We start from the raw sequence: 15,451 nt of genomic DNA on the forward strand, positions 1-15,451 counted from the left end.
CATGGCCGTACGCAAGGCCGGGCGCGTGGCCGCCTCGGTGGCCGCCGTGGCGCTGCTCGGTGCCGTGGTCACCGGGTGCGACTCCGACGACGACGGCGACGGCGACTGGATGGGCGGGGGCAAGAAGTCCCCGTCGGCCTCCGCCGGGCCGTCCGACCCGGCAGGGAAGTCGCCGTCCCGGGACACCGGTCCGGTGGCGAAGGTCCCGCCCGCCTCGGTCAATGACCTCGCGAAGGTTCCCACCGCGGTCAAGGGCGGCGTGATCACGGTCGGCGAGCCGTCCGCGAAGCACACGGTGAAGGTGTACGAGGACCCGCGCTGCCCCTTCTGCAAGAAGTTCGAGGAGAACGGCGCGCAGGCGCTCGTCGCGCCGCTGGCCGCGGGCGACGTGAAGGTCGAGTACACGATCGCCTCCTTCCTCGACAACAACTTCGGCGGCGACGGCTCCAAGAACGCCGCCAACGCGCTGCGGGCCGCCGTGGACACGGGGAAGTTCCCACAGTTCCACTCCGCGCTCTTCACCAACCAGCCCGAGGAGAGCGACGACGGCTTCACGCCCGCGTTCCTGCTGAAGGTGGGCGCGGCCGCGGGCATCAAGGACGCCGCGTTCGACAAGGCGGTGACCGGCAACGCGCACAAGGCGTGGGTGGCCACCGCGATGAAGGCCTTCACCGCCGACGGCGTCTCCGGGACGCCCACGGTCGAGATCGACGGCAAGAAGGCACCCGCCGACTCCCTGTACGACGAGGCCGACTTCGGGAAGGCCCTCAAGGACGCCGGGGTCTCCTGAACGAGCCGGGTGGCCGGTTTTAATCGGGCGCGGCCCTCGCGGCGCCCTGCGTAGGGTCGCGCCTGTGATCGAGATCCACGTACCGGACGCCCTGGTCGAATCCCAGCACAAGTACGCGGGGGAGGCCGGCCGCGCCTTCGTCGCGGGGCTGCCGGAGCTGGCCGCGCGGACCCTGGAGCGCTGGGAACTGACGCCCGTGGGCGCCTCCATGCACGGCGTGGCGGCGCTGGTGCTGCCCGTGGAGCGCGCCGACGGCTCACCGGCCGTGGTGAAGTTCCAGGTCCTGGACGAGGAGACCGAGGGCGAGCCGGTCGCGCTGCGCGTGTGGGGCGGCGACGGCGCGGTGCGGCTGCTCGACCACGACGCCACCACCGGCACGATGCTGCTCGAACGGGCCGGTGACGGCCGGGAGCTGACCCGGTTCGCCGAGGCGGGCAAGGACGAGACCCGGGGAGCCGTCCTCCTCGTCGCGGAGCTGCTCGCGCGGCTCACCGCCGGGCCCGCGCCCGCGGGCATGCGCACGCTCGGCGCCATCGCCGGGCAGATGCTCGACGACACCCCGGCCGCGCTCAAGGAGATCGCCGACCCGGCGGACCGGGCGCTCGTCGCGCGGTGCGCGGACGCCGTGCGCGAGGTCGTGGGCGAGCCCGGGGACCGCCTGCTCCACTGGGACCTGCACTTCGGCAACGTCCTCGCGGCCGAGCGCGAGCCGTGGCTCGCCATCGACCCCAAGCCCCTCGCGGGCGACCCCGGCTTCGATCTCTGGCCCGCCCTGAACGACCGCTTCGACCCGGACGACGCGCGCTGGCGCTTCGACGCGATGACGGAGGTCCTGGGCCTGGACCGGGAGCGGGCGCTCGCGTGGACGCTCGGGCGGGTGCTCCAGAACGTGCTGTGGGAGGTGGAGGACGGGCGTCCGGTGCCGGAGGAGGACCTGGAGCTGGCCCGGCGGCTGCTCGGGAGTCCGCTCTAGGCCTCGGGCGGGCCGTCAGCGGGCCTCGCGTACCGCGGCTCGCAGGCCCGCGTCGCCCGGCATCTCCTGGGCGAAGTACCACCAGAAGGTGCCGCCGACGCTCGACGGATAGCCGAGGGCGGCCGCGTAGTAGCGGCGGGCGACCCGCCGCCGGGCCGCGGCCGGGTCGTCCTCGTCGAAGGCCCAGTAGAACCGGGACGTGTCCGCGTTCCAGTAGCCGAGTTCGCCCAGGCCGACGCGCTGGTCGGGGAAGTCGGCCGCGAGCCGCGTCATCACCTGGTCGAAGGCGAGGCCGAGCGGGGCGTCCTCGATCCAGCTGGACAGGAGCACGACGTCGATGTCCTCGCGGACCGTGCGCGGCAGGTTCGCGCGCGGCCAGGTGAACGCCGACCAGCGGGCCGCGTCCGTGCCGAGCTGCCAGTACAGGGTGAGGACGACGTCGGCCCCGGGCCGCTTCTTCCGTACGTACGCCGCCGCGTCCGCGATCTTGTGCCGCATGCGGTCGCGCGGCGGCAGGAGCCGGTCCGTGCAGTCGCCGTCGGCGGTGGTGCGGGAGTCCGTCCAGCAGCCGTTGACCTCGTTGCCGACCTCCCAGGCCTCGATCTCCGGGAACGCGTCGACGTACCGCTTGATCCGGGCCAGATAGCCCGCGCGGGTGCCCAGCTCGGGGTGCTCGGAGCCGTTCGCGTACGCGGAGTCGACCGGCTGGCCGAGGACCTTCAGGCCGGCGGCGTGGGCGGCGGCCACGGCCTCGCGGTAGCGCCGGGGGACGGGCGCGCGGGGGTCGTCGTCCGCGTCGAAGACGATCCGGGCCCAGCCGTGCGGGCGGGTCAGGCGCCCGGCGAGCGGCGCCCACCGCTTCGGGTCCGCGCCGTCGGCGACGGTCACGCCCGTCCACGGCGCGTGCGCGCGCCGGGCGCGCGGCCCGTACTCCTCCAGGAGCAGCCCGTATGCCGCGTCGACCGCGTTCAGGGCGCGCTGGCCGTGCTTGCCGCGGCCCGCGTCGGAGTCCGCGGCGTCGGCGCGGGCCAGCTCGCGCGCGGCCGTGCGGTGGGCGGCGGTGAAGCGGGCCGAGCGGCGGTAGGCGGGGCGCAGGGCGAGGGCCTCGTCCAGGCGGCGCGCGGCGTCCTTGGCGGCGGCGTGGTTGAAGACGACGGTGGTGCCGCGGGTGAAGCCCTTGCCGCCGTTGTCGAGGACGACGGTGGAGAAGCCCTGGTCGGTGGGCCAGTTGAGGGCGAGTGCCGCGGGCCCGCCGCGGCCGGGCAGGTCGAAGCGGAGCCGCCGCCCGTCCTCGTACAGCGGGAAGTCGTCGAGGACGCGCAGGGTGCGCGGGTCGACGAGGGCGTCGCTGTCGGAGCCGCCGCTGCCGTGCGTGACGGCGCGGGCCCGGCCGGGGGAGAGGAGCGTGCCGTGGCCCTGGGGGTCGTAGAACTTCAGCGCCACGGTCCCGCCGGTGCCGCCGGTGTCCGTGCGGGTGGCGGTGGGCGAGCCGGAGCCGGAGTCGCCCGGGGTGCAGCCCGTGGCGAGGCCCAGGGCGAGGAGCGCGGCGAGGGCTTTCCGGTTGACCCGCGGCCGTCGCCCGTGGCTTGCTGCGCTCATGATTCGTACCGCCGCACCGGCCGACGTCCCTCTCATCCACACCCTGATCCGTGAACTCGCAGCGTACGAGAAGGAGCCGCAGGAGGCCCGCGCCACCGAGGAGCAGCTGCACGAGGCGCTGTTCGGCGCCCGGCCCGCCGCGTACGCGCACATCGCCGAGGACGACGCGACGGGCGAGCCGGTCGGCTTCTGCCTGTGGTTCCTCAACTTCTCCACCTGGCGCGGCGTGCACGGGATCTACCTGGAGGACCTGTACGTACGCCCCGGGGCCCGCGGCGGCGGCCACGGCAAGGCGCTCCTCACGGAACTGGCCCGGATCTGCGTCGAGCGCGGCTACGAGCGCCTGGAGTGGTCCGTCCTGAACTGGAACGCCCCGGCGATCGGCTTCTACGAGTCCCTCGGTGCGAAGCCGCAGGACGAGTGGACGGTGTACCGGCTGACCGACGGGGCGCTGGCGGCGCTCGGGTCCTAGGGCGCGGGCCGCGGGCGGCTGGAACGCGTCGACTGGAACGCTCGGCTAGAACGCGTCGACCGTGTGCGGCAGCAGCGCGGTCGTGAGCGCCGCGTCCAGGGCGGCGGCCGCGCCCGGCGTGTGCTCGGTGACGATGCCCGCCCGTACGAAGGACACGAGCGGCGCGCCGCCGAGGTAGGCCGAGCCGAGGTCCCGCACGTCGAGGGTGAGGTCGGCGGGGGCGTCGGTCGGCTCGTACGCCGCCGGGCCGTCCGCGTGGGTGACCGTCAGGCGGAAGCGGCCCTCGTTGGCGGGGAGGTGGGGGTCGCGGACCTCCAGGACCAGGTCGGCGGGGGCCGCCCAGGAGCGGGCGAGCAGCGCGGCGCGCACGTCGACGAGCCGGACCCGGAGGCCCGGGTACTGACCCGTCACGCGGACCTGGTCGCGGTCCCCGGCGAACAGGAGCAGCGGGTCGTCGAGCGGGCGGCCCCACGCCTGGATCAGGCCGGTCAGGTCGATCGACGCCAGATAGCGCCACAGCGCGGCCTCGGCCTCCGGCGTGTCCGCCTCCAGCTCGTCCAGGCGGACCAGGCCGGGGGCGTCGTCGCGGCCCTTGGTGCGGTAGATGGCGTACCCGGTGACGCGGTCGGGGTCGGCCGCGTCACCGAGGACCACGACGCGCGGCGGCGACAGGTCGTCGTCGTCCTCGTCCTCGGTGGCCATCCACTCCTCGCGCCACCAGGCCTCGGTGCGGTCGATGCGGCCCGCGCGGGCGGCGCGCGTACGGTCGTAGTACTCGGCGAGCAGTGCGGGGGCGGCCGCCGGGTCCACCAGGCGCAGGGGGCCTTCGGCCGGGGCGATCCGCAGGGCCAGGGGGCGCTCGGACTTCACCTCGACGGTGTTGTTGTACGTGGCGGGGCCGAAGCCGAAGCGGCCGTAGATCGCGTCTTCCGAGGCCCACAGCGCCGCCAGCGGACGGCCGTCGGCGCCGCATCTCTCGAAGAGCGCCGCGACCATGCCGGAGAGCACGCCGCGGCGGCGGTGCGTGGGCGCGACGGAGACGAACGTGACGCTGGGGCACGGCAGTTCGCCGCCCGGCACGGACATGGTGAAGCGGAAGGCGGCGAGGAGGCCGACCAGGGTCTCCCCGTCGTACGCCCCGACGCGGTCGCAGCCGCGCAGCAGGTCGTGGTGGTGCTTGCGCTTCTCGTCCTCCGGGGTCTCGTGGAAGGCGAGGTAGACCAGGTCGAGGGCGCGGTCCAGATCGGTGTCCGGCAGGTCGCGGAACGTGATGGCGGTGGACGGGGCCGGGCTGGGGGGTGCGGAGTCCATAATCCGGACGGTAGTTCGCGAAAGCCGCACGGGCATCCGATTTTTGCCGGAGTGTGACCGCGCGTTCCGGGCGGGCCCGGCTCGGGGGCTCGGCGGATCGGGCGGGCGGGGGCGGGCGGGGCACGGACAGGTGGGGGCTCAGGGGATCAGGACCACCTTGCCCGTGGTGGCGCGGGTCTCCAGGGCGCGGTGTGCCGCGGCCGCCTCGGCCAGCGGGAAGGTCTGCACGGCGGGGGTGAAGTAGCCGCCCTCCCAGGCGCGCAGGGCGGCCAGCTCCAGGGTGCGGACGGGGTTGTCGCCGCCCGCCCTCTCCAGCATGGCCCCGCCGAGCGGGTTGATCCGCGTGATGCCGCGGGCGGCCAGCTCCTCGTCGGTCAGGTCCACCGGGCCCTTCTTCTCCGACCAGCCGAAGGTGAGGTGGGTGCCGCCGGGCCCGAGCAGGTCCACGGCGGCCCGGCCCGCGTCGCCGCCCACCCCGTCGAGGACCACGGTCGCGGCGCGGCCGCCGTCGCCCAGGCCCTTCAGGAACGCGCGGACCTCGTCGGGCCAGGCCGGGTCGGTGTAGTCGACGGCCAGGTCGGCGCCGTTCGCGGTGACGCGGGCCGTCTTGGCGGGCCCGCCCGCGAGCCCGATCACCGTGGCCCCCGCGTGCTTGGCGTAGCTCACGAGCAGGGTGCCGATGCCGCCCGCGGCGGCGGGGACGATGACGACGGAGTCGGCGTCGAGCTCCGTGAACTGAAGGATGCCCATCGTCGTGCGCCCCGTGCCGATGAGCCCGACGGCCTCGGGGAAGCCGAGCCCTTCGGGGAGCTCGTGCAGCCGGGCGGCCTCGGTCACGGTCAGCTCGGCGTAGCCGCCGGGGGCGAAGCCGATGTGCGCGACGACGCGCCGGCCGGCCCAGGCGGTGTCCACGCCCGCGCCGACGGACTCGACGGTGCCCGCGACCTCGCGGCCCGGGACCGTCGGCAGCTCGGGCAGCCGGGGCAGCGGGCCCTGCTCGCCCTCCCGGACCGAGGTGTCGAGCAGGTGCACCCCGGCCGCCGCGACGGCGATCCGCACCTGGCCCGGGCCGGGCGTCGGGTCCTCGACCGTCTCGTACGTGAGGTTCTCGGCGGGGCCGAAGGCGTGCAGACGTACGGCGTGCATGGCGAACTCCTCAGGGGTGCGGGCTTGCTGGACCGGCGGGGGCCGACCACCACCCACCCTTCAACCTCAAGCGGACTTGAGGTCAACCCAGGGTGTGGTGGCGGTCAGCCGGCCCGTGCCCGTCAGAGCGAGCGACACCGCCTCGACGGCGCTGTTGAAGGAGACCTCACTGAGCAGCCCCGGCGCCGCCACCTGGTCGCCCACCAGGAACACGCCGTCGCCCCGGTCCACCGCGGGCCGGTCGCGCCAGGTCGTGCCCGGCCGGTCGACGGCGCCCGTGCGGCCGTTCGCCACCGAGGCCCGGCGCCAGGTCACGCGCTCGCGCCAGTCGTGGAAACCGAGGTCGAGCAGCTCCTCCGCGCGCCTGACGCCGTCCGCCTTCGACTCGTGCGGCGCGAGCGGGATCTGCCCCTGGATGAGCTGCCGCCCCTCCGGGGCGAGCGTACGGTCCTGGGCGGTAAAACGCTCTATCCAGCCCGTGCCGTCCAGGTCCGACACCGCGAACAGATCGCCCCGGCGCGGGCGCAGCGCCACATCCACGAGGGTGGTGCGCCCGCTCTCCCAGGTCAGCCCGTCGTCCCGCAGGAGCCGCCGCGCGGCGTCGAGCGAGGTGGCGACGATGACCGGGCCGCGCCGCGCGGGCTCCGCGACGTCGTCGACGCGGGCCAGCGTCTCCACCCGGACGCCCAGGTTCCAGGCGCGCGCGGCCATCCGGTCGATGACCGTGCCCCAGCCGCCCACCGGGTAGTGCGCCTCCGGCGGCAGCTTCGCGGCCCGGCGGAACCGGGTGTGCACGAAGCGGGCGGACAGCGCGCCCGGGTCGTGGTGGAACAGCGCCACGGCGGTGTAGTGGGCCGCCGCACGAGCGCCCTCCGGGCCCACCTCGCGCGTGGCCCAGGTCAGGAAGTCCTCGTCGACGGGGGCCTGTTCGGGCGCCCGGCGCAGCAGCCGCAGCATCGCCAGGGGCGGGGTGCGGCGCAGCGCGCCCCGGTGGCGCAGCCGCAGCCGCGCGGCCTCCAGGGGCGGCAGCGGGGCCAGTTCGCCGATCAGGTCCCGCTGCTTGAGCCAGGTCCAGTGCGGGCCGCCGTTGTACAGCGCGTGCGGTCCGTCGTTCGTCCGGTACGTGCCCTCCGAGGTGCGGGCGCGGCCGCCCAGCGTGTGGTGCGCCTCGTGCACGGTGACCCGGGCTCCGCCCTCGGCGGCGGCGATGGCCGCGGTGAGGCCGGCGAAACCGCCGCCGATCACCGTGACGGTGGGGGTGGTGGAAGGGGTGCGGGGCATGGGTGGGGTCCGTTTCTGTCGTGGTCCTGTACGGGTACGACGGGTCTGCCCCTGAGCGGTGTGACATCGCCAGGCCAGGGCCTGTCGAGAGCCCTCGCCACAGCGCCCCTCACGCCGGCCCTGCCGCGGCCCTCGCGCCGGTCCTGCCGCGGCCTTGCCCGGGCCTGCCACCGCCGTGCCACCGCCTCGCCCGGGCCTGACGCGGCCTTGCTCCCGGGCCTTTCCGTTGCGCTGCCGAGGTCTTGCCTCGGTCATGCCGCCGCCTTGCCCTTGGCCCTGCCCTGGTGGGCCTTCTCCGCTGTCCCGGCGCGGCCCTGCCTCTGCGGGCCTTTCCCGGGGCCTGCGGCTCGGCCCCGGCGGTCGTTCCTGTCGGCCCGGTGCCGCCTGGCCCTGGCGGGCCTTCCCGCCCGCCCACCCGTACCGCCCCGGCTTTCGCCCGCGCGGGGCCGACGCGGGGCGCTGCGGCTGGTCGGGCGCCTCCGCCGCTACCGCGGCGGGCTTTCCCACCCACCCACCCGTTGCTCCTGGCTTCGCCGGGTGGGGCCTTGGCCGGGGTTCCCTGCTGCCGCAGGTGGGGGCGGGTGGGTGGGGCTGCCCCGAGCGCGCGCAGCGCGTGGGCTGGTTGTTGGTGGTAGCGGCTGCCGTGGCTGGTCGGGTGGCGCGGCTGCTGCCGCTGGTGAGGGCGGGTGGGCGGGACCAGCTCGGACATGCGCGGCGTGGGCTCGGCGGTGGTGGGGCCGGTGCCGAGGCGGAGGGGGGCTTCCCGGGGCGGCTGGGGGCCGGCGTGGGGCGGAGGGCGACAGCTAGGGCCCGCGCGCGGCGGAGGGAGGCTTCCCTGGAGGGAGGGCCCGCGTGAGGCGGAGGGTGGCTGGGCGTGGCGGTCGGGTGGGAGGTGGCGGCGTAGCGGGGCGTGCGGGGCCGGGGGGCGCGCATGGCACCATCGAGGCGTGCTCGACATCGGCTACGCCCTCTCCCGCCGCTTCCCAGACCCGCCCCAGCTGGACTACCGCACCGCGGACGTCCACGCCCTGCGGCACGACCTGTTCTGCGGGGACGTGTACCTGGCCGACACCAAGGCCGACCGGGAGCTGTCCACAGCCTGGGGATGGGTGCCGGTGCTCGACTTCGCGTGGGCGCTGTGCGACATCGTGGAGCGGCTCGACCAGGACCCGATGGGCAGCAGGGCCGCGCGGCCCCAGCACGCCGAGCTGGACTTCACCGAGTCCACGGACCGGATGCTCTTCGAGCGCCGCTTCGGTTGGGTCGACATCGACGCGGACTGGCTGGACCCGGGCGAGCCGCCGCTCACCTTCTCGCACGCCGAACTGCGCCGCGAGGCACGCGACTTCCTGCACGACGTGGTGGCCGACCTGACCGACCTGCACGAGGGCCTCGGCGAGAACCCGGCCCTGTGGACCCTCCTGGCCCGCTTCCCGCGCGTGTCCTAGGCCCCTGGACCAGGGGAGCCGCTGCTCGTCGGCCTTGGCCCCGGCCCCCGCGTCCCGGCTAGAGAAGCCGCTGTTCCTTGGCCACGGCCACCGCGCCCGCCCGTGTCTCCACGCCGAGCTTGTCGTAGATGCGGCCCAGGTGCGTCTTCACCGTGGCCTCGCTGATGAACAGCGCGCGGGCGATCTCGCGGTTGCCGAGGCCCCGCGCCAGCTGGCCCAGGATGTCGCGTTCGCGCGGGGTGAGGCCGGGCCGGGGCTGCCGCATGCGGGCCATCACGCGGGACGCGACGGGCGGCGAGAGCGCGGTGCGGCCGCACGCGGCTGCGCGGATCGCCGAGAACAGCTCTTCGGGCCGCTCGGCCTTGAGCAGATAGCCGGTGGCGCCCGCCTCGATCGCACGGGTGATGTCGGCGTCGGTGTCGTACGTGGTGAGGACAAGGACGTGCGGCCTTCCGCCCCCGGCCGCCGCCGTGATGCGGCGCGTGGCCTCCACGCCGTCCGTACCTGGGCCCAGCTGGAGGTCCATGAGGACGACGTCCGGCCGCAGCTTCGCGGCCAGCGCCACCGCCTCCTCGCCGGAACCGGCCTCCCCGACCACCTCGACCCCGGGCGCGCTGCCGAGCAGGGCGAGCAGGCCCGCCCGCACGACGGCGTGGTCGTCGCAGACGAGAAGACGCACCGGCACCCCGTCCGGGCTGCCGTCCCCAACGCCGCCCGGGCTGCCGTCCGCAACGCGGCCCGGGCTGCCGTCCGCGGCGCCGCCCAGGCCGCCCCCCGGGCCGCCCCCCGGCCCGCCGCCCAGGTCCGGATCCTCAGCCGCGTTCATCGTTCCTCCCGTGTCGGCCCTCTCGGCCCTCGTCGTCGAGCCCCGCGCACGAACCGTCCCCCAGCGGAATCGCCACCGAGAGCACCGTCCCCTCGCCCGGCGCCGACTCCACCGTCAGCGTCCCGCCCAGCTGCGCCGCCCGCGCGCGGATCGCGGGCAGGCCGTGCCCCCGCGCGCCCCGCGCCCCGCCGGGCGCCCGCGGTGCGAACCCCCGCCCGTCGTCCGCCACGTCGAGGACCACCTGGTCGTCGAGGTACGTCAGGGTCAGCGCGGCCGTGCCCGCGCCCGCGTGTTCGCGTACGTTCGCCAGCGCGCCCTGCGCGATCCGCAGGAGCGCCGAGCGGGCCCGGCCCGCGAGCGGGACCGGTGCGCCCTCGGCGTGGAAGCGGACCGTCAGGCCCGCGCCCGACTCCCGCCCCGCCAGGGTCCGCAGCGCCGCGGGGAGCGCGTACGCCGGGTCGGGGCCCGCCTCGGCCAGGTCGACCGGGGCCAGGTCGTGGACGAGGCGGCGGGCCTCGGCGAGGCCGCGGTCGGCGATGGACCCGGCGGTACGGACGTGGGCGCGGGCCGCCGCCGCGTCCGCGTCCCACACCCGGTCCGCCGCCTGGAGCAGCATCCGCTGGCTGGACAGGCCCTGGGCCAGCGTGTCGTGGATCTCCATGGACAGGCGCTGCCGCTCGGCGAGCGTGCCCTCGCGCCGTTCGGTGGCGGCGAGTTCGCGCCGGGTGCGCAGCAGGTCGTCGATGAGGGCGCGCTGCCGCGCCGTCTGCCGCTGCATGTGGACGAACACCGCCGTCGCCACGGCCGCCACGGCGGGCGGCGCGAACGCCAGGTTCGGGTCGAAGCCGTCCGCGAGCCGCAGCTGGGCCGCGACCACGAGGGCCGTGAGGACGGCGACGAGGGCGAGGGCCGCGCGCGTGGGCAGCGTCCGCAGGCCGGTGTAGAAGAGCGGCACCGCGCACCACGCGTAGCTCGGCGCGAGGACCACGAGGACCACCCAGACGCCGACGACCGCGCCGAGCCACAGCAGACGGCGGGGGTTGGGCGTGGCGCCGAGGGCCGGGCCGAGCACGTACAGGAGGGCGAGTACGGCCGAGAGCGCGACGATCCAGGGCGTACGGGGTTCGCCGGGGTGGCGCAGCAGGAAGCGGGAGAGCGAGGCGGCGAGCAGCAGGAAGAACGCGGTGTGCATGACGGCCGCGAGCCACCGGCCCTCCGGGCCGACGACTCCGGGACGGTCCGCTCCCGCGCCGTCACCTCCGTGCATCCCCGACCTCCTGTCACGCGCCTGAACTGGGCAAACACCCTCATTGTGGCCCGCTGGGCGCAGGCCCGGGTCAACCGATCGGCTGACCCGGACGTCGTCCGGACCGCGCGCGACCCGCAGCCGGTGTGCCGACGGGGCGGACCGGCACCCGCCCGGAGGATCGAAGCACAGGGCCCGCCTCCGGACCCGTACCGCCGCACAGACCGTGCCGCCCCAAGGAGTCACACCATGAAGCAGCTCTCGCCGCGTGCCCGCGTCCTCACCGCCGCCGCCGTCCTCGGCGTCGTCGGCGCCGGGACGGTCGGTGCCGTGTCCGCCAGCGCCGACGCCCCGGCGGCGGCCGCCGAGGCCGCCGTCAGCGCCGACGCGGGCAGCCGCAGCCTGACGCAGAGCACGCACCTCACCGTGGCCGCCGCGACGAAGGCCGCGCAGGCGACGCTGGACGCGGCGAAGAAGGAGAACCAGCGCGTCACGGTCGCCGTGGTCGACCGCAACGGCAACACGATCGTCACCCTGCGGGGCGACGGCGCGGGCCCGCAGTCGTACGAGTCCGCCGAGCGCAAGGCCTACACCGCCGTCTCCTGGAACGCGCCCACCTCCGAGCTGGCCAAGCGCCTGGCGCAGACGCCGAACCTCAAGGACATCCCGGGCACGCTGTTCCTCGCGGGCGGCGCCCCGGTCACCGCGAAGGGCGCCCCCGTGGCGGGCATCGGCGTCGCGGGCGCGCCCAGCGGCGACCTGGACGAGAAGTTCGCGAAGGCGGGCGTGGCCGCGCTGGGCCGCTGACCCGCGCACGCGGGGGCTCCGTGCACGCGGGCCCCGGCATGCGAGGCCCCGGCACGCGGGGGCCCCGGCACGGCAGGGAGCGGTGGCCATAGGATCACCGGGGTGATCTACCGAGCCACCGCCCCCCTGACCAAGGGGCCCCGCCGCACCCCCCTCGCCCTGCTCTGCGCCACCGCCCTCGCGACCGCGCTCACCGCGTGCACGAGCAGTGGCGTCGGCGGCACCCCGGGGGCCGCGGGCGTCCGCGACCCGTACTTCCCGAAGCTCGGCAACGGCGGCTACGACGTGGCTCATTACGGACTGAAGATCGGCTACGACCCCGAGTCCCGGCAGCTGACCGGCACCGCCGACATCACGGCCCGCGCCACCAAGACGCTCAGCGCCTTCAACCTCGACCTCAAGGGCCTGGACGTGCGGTCCGTGACCGTCGAGGGCAAGGAGGCCCGGTTCCAGCGCGCGGGCAGCGAGCTGACCGTCCGCCCCCGCGACGACCTCGACCGGGGCGAGACCTTCCGCACCACCGTCCGCTACTCCGGCACCCCGCAGACCATCACGGACGTGGACGGCGCCAAGGAGGGCTGGCTCAAGGGGGAGGACAGCGCGCTCGCGACGGGCCAGCCCGCGGGGTCGATGGCGTGGTTCCCCGGCAACCACCACCCGATCGACAAGGCCTCGTACGACATAGAGGTCACCGTCCCCAAGGGCCTGAAGGCCATCTCCAACGGCGAGTTGACGAAGGAGACCACCGCCAACGGCCGGACCACCTTCGGCTGGCACAACGCCGAGCCGATGGCCAGCTATCTGGCGACGGTCGTCGTCGGCAAGTACGACATCAAGACGTCGATGACCGAGAGCGGCATTCCCGTCCTCACCGCGATCGACCCGACGATCCCCAAGGCCAAGGGGAAGAAGGCCGAGAAGGTCCTCGCCGAGATCCCTGACATCGTGGACTGGGCGGAGTACAACTTCGGCGACTACCCGTTCTCGTCCACCGGCGCCGTCGTCGACGGCCGCGCGGGCCTCGGCTACGCCCTGGAGACCCAGACCAAGCCGCTGTTCCCCGTCGAGGACGCCGACACCACGACCCTCGTCCACGAGCTGGCCCACCAGTGGTTCGGCGACTCGGTGACGCCGAAGAGCTGGCAGGACATGTGGCTCAACGAGGGCTTCGCGACGTTCGCCGAGTGGCTGTACGAGGAGGACAACGACGGCGACACGGTCGAGGAGACCGTCGACGCGCTCTACGAGGACGAGTACTGGGACACCAAGGAGGACCACGAGTCCCTCTGGGAGTTCCCGCCCGCCAAGCAGCCGGACGCCGCGAGCATCTCCGGCGATCCCGTCTACTACCGGGGCGCCATGGTCATCCAGAAGATCCGCGAGACCGTCGGCGACGACACCTTCTACGACATCGTCCAGGGCTGGGCGAAGAAGTACCGCCACGCCAACGCGGACACCGAGGACTTCACCACGTACGTCGAGAAACACGCGGGCGACGACGAGGCCCGCGGCGAGCTGAAGAGGGTGTGGTCGGACTGGCTGTACGGGGACGGCAAGCCGGACGAGCGCTAGCGTCACCGCCCCCGCCGGGGTCTCAGAGGCCGAACTCCTGGGGGGACAGGCCGAGGGTCGCGCAGGCCTCGCGCAGGACCTGCTCCTCCGCCGGGGCCACATAGCCGTCCGCCCCGGCGATGACGAAGCCGGTCTGGACGACCGCCCGGGCCTCCGCGGGCTTCTTCGCGGCCTTGGCGATCTCCTGCAGCACCGCGGCCTTGCCCTGTTGGAAGTTGAAGGACAGCTGGTCCGCGTGCTTGTTGAAGCGCTGGCGGAGCTGGTCCGGGGGGAAGTTCTGCAACACGTCGTTCTGCAGGATCAGGGATTCGACGTGTTGGCGCTCGGCCGGGTCGACGGTGCCGTCGGCGGCGGCCACCAGGGCGCACATGGCCATGCTCGCGTCGCGGTAGGCGCCGCTCTTCAGCTCCGACTTCAGCGAGGTCAGCTGGGTCTTGAGCAGGCCGATCAGCTGGGCCTTGGACCCCTTGGAGCCGCTGCCGTGCGGGCCGTGCCCCGGGACGCCGTGCCCGGCGGAGGCGCGCCCGCCCTGCGTCTGCTGCAGGTTCTTGGCCTGGTCTTTGATCCGGTCCCACATAGCCATTCCGCGCCACCTCGGCTTCTGCCCGTGTCGTACCCGTCGGCCGCGCGCGCTGTGCGCACGTCGTCCTGGCAACGCCGCCCCGCACCGCGAAGTTCCCCGCGCGGCCCGCGTCTTGGGGCGGACACGGGACGGGCCCCGGCCGGAAGCGCTCCGGCCGGGGCCCGTGGTCAGTCGGTGTGGACTCAGACGTTGACGCCGAAGTCCTGGGCGATGCCGACCAGGCCCGAGGCGTAGCCCTGGCCGACGGCGCGGAACTTCCACTCGGCGCCGTTGCGGTAGAGCTCGCCGAAGACCATGGCGGTCTCGGTGGCGGCGTCCTCCGACAGGTCGTAGCGGGCGATCTCGGCGCCGCCGGCCTGGTTCACGATGCGGATGAACGCGTTGCGGACCTGGCCGAAGTTCTGCGAGCGGTTCTCGGCGTCGTAGATCGAGACCGGGAAGACGATCTTCTCGATGTCGGCGGGCAGGCCCGCGAGGTTGACGTTGATCTGCTCGTCGTCGCCCTCGCCCTGGCCCGTGACGTTGTCACCGGTGTGGACGATCGTCTGGTCCGGCGTCGACTTGTTGTTGAAGAAGACGAAGTGGGCGTCCGAATAGACCTTGCCCTGGGTGTTCACCGCGATCGCGGAGGCGTCCAGGTCGAAGTCGGTGCCCGTGGTGGTGCGGACGTCCCAGCCGAGGCCGACCGTGACGGCGGTCAGGCCCGGTGCCTCCTTGGTGAGCGAGACGTTGCCGCCCTTGGACAGGCTTACAGCCATTGTTGGGAGTCCCTTCCCTAGTCGCCTATGTGCGGGCTTCACTCTGAGGGCGAAGCTACCGGCACCCTTATGAACGCCGAGGGGGGTATCCAAGGTTCCATATGCGGACGCGCTTCTTTACTTTCTTTACCGAAGGTGCCCCGCGAGGCGGCCGCGGCGGCGGAAAACAGGTGTCGTACGGCCGTCCGGCGCGGGATCATAGGAGACATGTCTGGTCGCGAACACGTCATCCGTGGCTCGGTCGTCCTGCCGGAGGCCGAGCTCCTGTGGCGTTTCTCGCGCTCCTCGGGGCCCGGCGGCCAGCACGTCAACACCAGTGACTCGCAGGTCGAGCTCCGCTTCGACCTGGCGCGCACCGAGGCGCTGCCCGAGGTCTGGAAGCGGCGGGCCCTGGAGCGGCTCGCACCCCGGCTCGTCGACGGCGTCGTGAGCGTGCGGTCGAGCGAGCACCGCTCCCAGTGGCGCAACCGGGAGGCGGCGGCCGTCCGGCTCGCCGCGCTGCTCGCGGAGGCCACCGCGCCGCCGCCCAAGCCCCGGCGCCCCACCCGCGTCCCGCGCGGGATCAACGAACGGCGGCTGCGGGAGAAGAAGCAGCGCGCGCAGACCAAGCAGGGCCGCTCGGGCAAGGGCTGGCAGTAG

At 74.5% G+C, this 15,451-nt stretch carries 15 protein-coding genes; 7 read left to right on the forward strand and 8 right to left on the reverse strand.

What is annotated here, in order from left to right; genetic code table 11:
• Position 1: 1 nt before the first annotated feature.
• Together AC5WAM_RS22455 and AC5WAM_RS22460 are read left to right on the forward strand one after the other, a co-directional pair.
• Entirely contained in the window at positions 2 to 790 is a 789-nt protein-coding gene (locus tag AC5WAM_RS22455) for a DsbA family protein (RefSeq protein WP_495518590.1), read from the forward strand.
• Between the two features lie 64 nt (positions 791 to 854).
• Positions 855 to 1,763 carry an aminoglycoside phosphotransferase family protein gene (locus AC5WAM_RS22460; protein ID WP_366791229.1) on the forward strand — a complete coding sequence of 303 codons (909 nt, stop codon included), beginning with the start codon at positions 855 to 857 and terminating at the stop codon, positions 1,761 to 1,763.
• 15 nt (positions 1,764 to 1,778) lie between these two features.
• Here the strand turns inward: AC5WAM_RS22460 and AC5WAM_RS22465 are convergent, their stop codons facing one another.
• Positions 1,779 to 3,362 (reverse strand): hypothetical protein, encoded by a 1,584-nt coding sequence (locus AC5WAM_RS22465; RefSeq protein ID WP_495518591.1) that lies wholly within the window; start codon positions 3,360 to 3,362, stop codon positions 1,779 to 1,781.
• Here AC5WAM_RS22465 and AC5WAM_RS22470 point away from each other — a divergent pair.
• Positions 3,361 to 3,834, forward strand: a complete 474-nt coding sequence (locus AC5WAM_RS22470; protein WP_366791231.1) for a GNAT family N-acetyltransferase — start codon at positions 3,361 to 3,363, stop codon at positions 3,832 to 3,834. The two genes, AC5WAM_RS22465 and AC5WAM_RS22470, sit on opposite strands and share 2 nt — an antisense overlap.
• Before the next feature lie 45 nt (positions 3,835 to 3,879).
• Here AC5WAM_RS22470 and AC5WAM_RS22475 read toward each other — a convergent pair whose 3' ends face one another.
• From AC5WAM_RS22475 to AC5WAM_RS22485, 3 genes are all read right to left on the reverse strand, one after another.
• On the reverse strand, positions 3,880 to 5,145 hold the full coding sequence (locus AC5WAM_RS22475; RefSeq protein ID WP_495518592.1) for a GNAT family N-acetyltransferase: 1,266 nt from the start codon (positions 5,143 to 5,145) through the stop codon (positions 3,880 to 3,882).
• A 138-nt stretch (positions 5,146 to 5,283) separates the two neighbouring features.
• Positions 5,284 to 6,291, reverse strand: a complete 1,008-nt coding sequence (locus AC5WAM_RS22480) for a zinc-binding dehydrogenase (protein ID WP_495518593.1) — start codon at positions 6,289 to 6,291, stop codon at positions 5,284 to 5,286.
• 66 nt (positions 6,292 to 6,357) lie between these two features.
• Positions 6,358 to 7,572 (reverse strand): NAD(P)-binding protein, encoded by a 1,215-nt coding sequence (locus AC5WAM_RS22485; RefSeq protein ID WP_495518594.1) that lies wholly within the window; start codon positions 7,570 to 7,572, stop codon positions 6,358 to 6,360.
• Between the two features lie 947 nt (positions 7,573 to 8,519).
• Between AC5WAM_RS22485 and AC5WAM_RS22490 the strand changes: the two genes are divergently transcribed.
• Entirely contained in the window at positions 8,520 to 9,020 is a 501-nt protein-coding gene (locus AC5WAM_RS22490; RefSeq protein WP_399615587.1) for a hypothetical protein, read from the forward strand.
• A 58-nt stretch (positions 9,021 to 9,078) separates the two neighbouring features.
• Here the strand turns inward: AC5WAM_RS22490 and AC5WAM_RS22495 are convergent, their stop codons facing one another.
• Positions 9,079 to 9,846, reverse strand: a complete 768-nt coding sequence (locus AC5WAM_RS22495) for a response regulator (protein WP_495518595.1) — start codon at positions 9,844 to 9,846, stop codon at positions 9,079 to 9,081.
• A complete protein-coding gene (locus AC5WAM_RS22500) occupies positions 9,833 to 11,113 on the reverse strand; it encodes a sensor histidine kinase (RefSeq protein WP_495518596.1) in 1,281 nt (426 codons plus the stop codon). The genes AC5WAM_RS22495 and AC5WAM_RS22500 overlap by 14 nt, the downstream gene beginning before the upstream one ends.
• Positions 11,114 to 11,341: 228 nt before the next feature.
• On the opposite strand from AC5WAM_RS22500, the gene AC5WAM_RS22505 reads away from it, so the two are divergent.
• Entirely contained in the window at positions 11,342 to 11,899 is a 558-nt protein-coding gene (locus AC5WAM_RS22505) for a GlcG/HbpS family heme-binding protein (RefSeq protein WP_366791237.1), read from the forward strand.
• Between the two features lie 102 nt (positions 11,900 to 12,001).
• Entirely contained in the window at positions 12,002 to 13,471 is a 1,470-nt protein-coding gene (locus AC5WAM_RS22510) for a M1 family metallopeptidase (RefSeq protein ID WP_495518597.1), read from the forward strand.
• 22 nt (positions 13,472 to 13,493) lie between these two features.
• Here AC5WAM_RS22510 and AC5WAM_RS22515 read toward each other — a convergent pair whose 3' ends face one another.
• Both AC5WAM_RS22515 and AC5WAM_RS22520 read right to left on the reverse strand, forming a co-directional pair.
• Positions 13,494 to 14,054, reverse strand: coding sequence for a tellurite resistance TerB family protein (locus AC5WAM_RS22515; protein ID WP_495518598.1), 561 nt, complete (start codon positions 14,052 to 14,054; stop codon positions 13,494 to 13,496).
• 182 nt (positions 14,055 to 14,236) lie between these two features.
• On the reverse strand, positions 14,237 to 14,812 hold the full coding sequence (locus AC5WAM_RS22520) for a TerD family protein (RefSeq protein ID WP_366791240.1): 576 nt from the start codon (positions 14,810 to 14,812) through the stop codon (positions 14,237 to 14,239).
• Positions 14,813 to 15,019: 207 nt separating this feature from the next.
• Here AC5WAM_RS22520 and arfB point away from each other — a divergent pair, with 207 nt between their 5' ends.
• Complete coding sequence (gene arfB / locus AC5WAM_RS22525) at positions 15,020 to 15,451, forward strand: alternative ribosome rescue aminoacyl-tRNA hydrolase ArfB (RefSeq protein ID WP_242719450.1); 432 nt, start codon at positions 15,020 to 15,022, stop codon at positions 15,449 to 15,451.

It is taken from the genome of Streptomyces sp. JLYT201 (assembly GCF_059448825.1).

Bases quoted from the DNA above. Each gene is read 5' to 3' on its own strand.
- AC5WAM_RS22455 (WP_495518590.1), top strand. From the start codon at position 2: ATGGCCGTACGCAAGGCCGGGCGCGTGGCCGCCTCGGTGGCCGCCGTG.
- AC5WAM_RS22470 (WP_366791231.1), top strand. From the start codon at position 3,361: ATGATTCGTACCGCCGCACCGGCCGACGTCCCTCTCATCCACACCCTG.
- AC5WAM_RS22465 (WP_495518591.1), bottom strand. From the start codon at position 3,362: ATGAGCGCAGCAAGCCACGGGCGACGGCCGCGGGTCAACCGGAAAGCC.
- AC5WAM_RS22475 (WP_495518592.1), bottom strand. From the start codon at position 5,145: ATGGACTCCGCACCCCCCAGCCCGGCCCCGTCCACCGCCATCACGTTC.
- AC5WAM_RS22480 (WP_495518593.1), bottom strand. From the start codon at position 6,291: ATGCACGCCGTACGTCTGCACGCCTTCGGCCCCGCCGAGAACCTCACG.
- AC5WAM_RS22485 (WP_495518594.1), bottom strand. From the start codon at position 7,572: ATGCCCCGCACCCCTTCCACCACCCCCACCGTCACGGTGATCGGCGGC.
- AC5WAM_RS22495 (WP_495518595.1), bottom strand. From the start codon at position 9,846: ATGAACGCGGCTGAGGATCCGGACCTGGGCGGCGGGCCGGGGGGCGGC.
- AC5WAM_RS22500 (WP_495518596.1), bottom strand. From the start codon at position 11,113: ATGCACGGAGGTGACGGCGCGGGAGCGGACCGTCCCGGAGTCGTCGGC.
- AC5WAM_RS22505 (WP_366791237.1), top strand. From the start codon at position 11,342: ATGAAGCAGCTCTCGCCGCGTGCCCGCGTCCTCACCGCCGCCGCCGTC.
- AC5WAM_RS22515 (WP_495518598.1), bottom strand. From the start codon at position 14,054: ATGGCTATGTGGGACCGGATCAAAGACCAGGCCAAGAACCTGCAGCAG.
- AC5WAM_RS22520 (WP_366791240.1), bottom strand. From the start codon at position 14,812: ATGGCTGTAAGCCTGTCCAAGGGCGGCAACGTCTCGCTCACCAAGGAG.
- arfB (WP_242719450.1), top strand. From the start codon at position 15,020: ATGTCTGGTCGCGAACACGTCATCCGTGGCTCGGTCGTCCTGCCGGAG.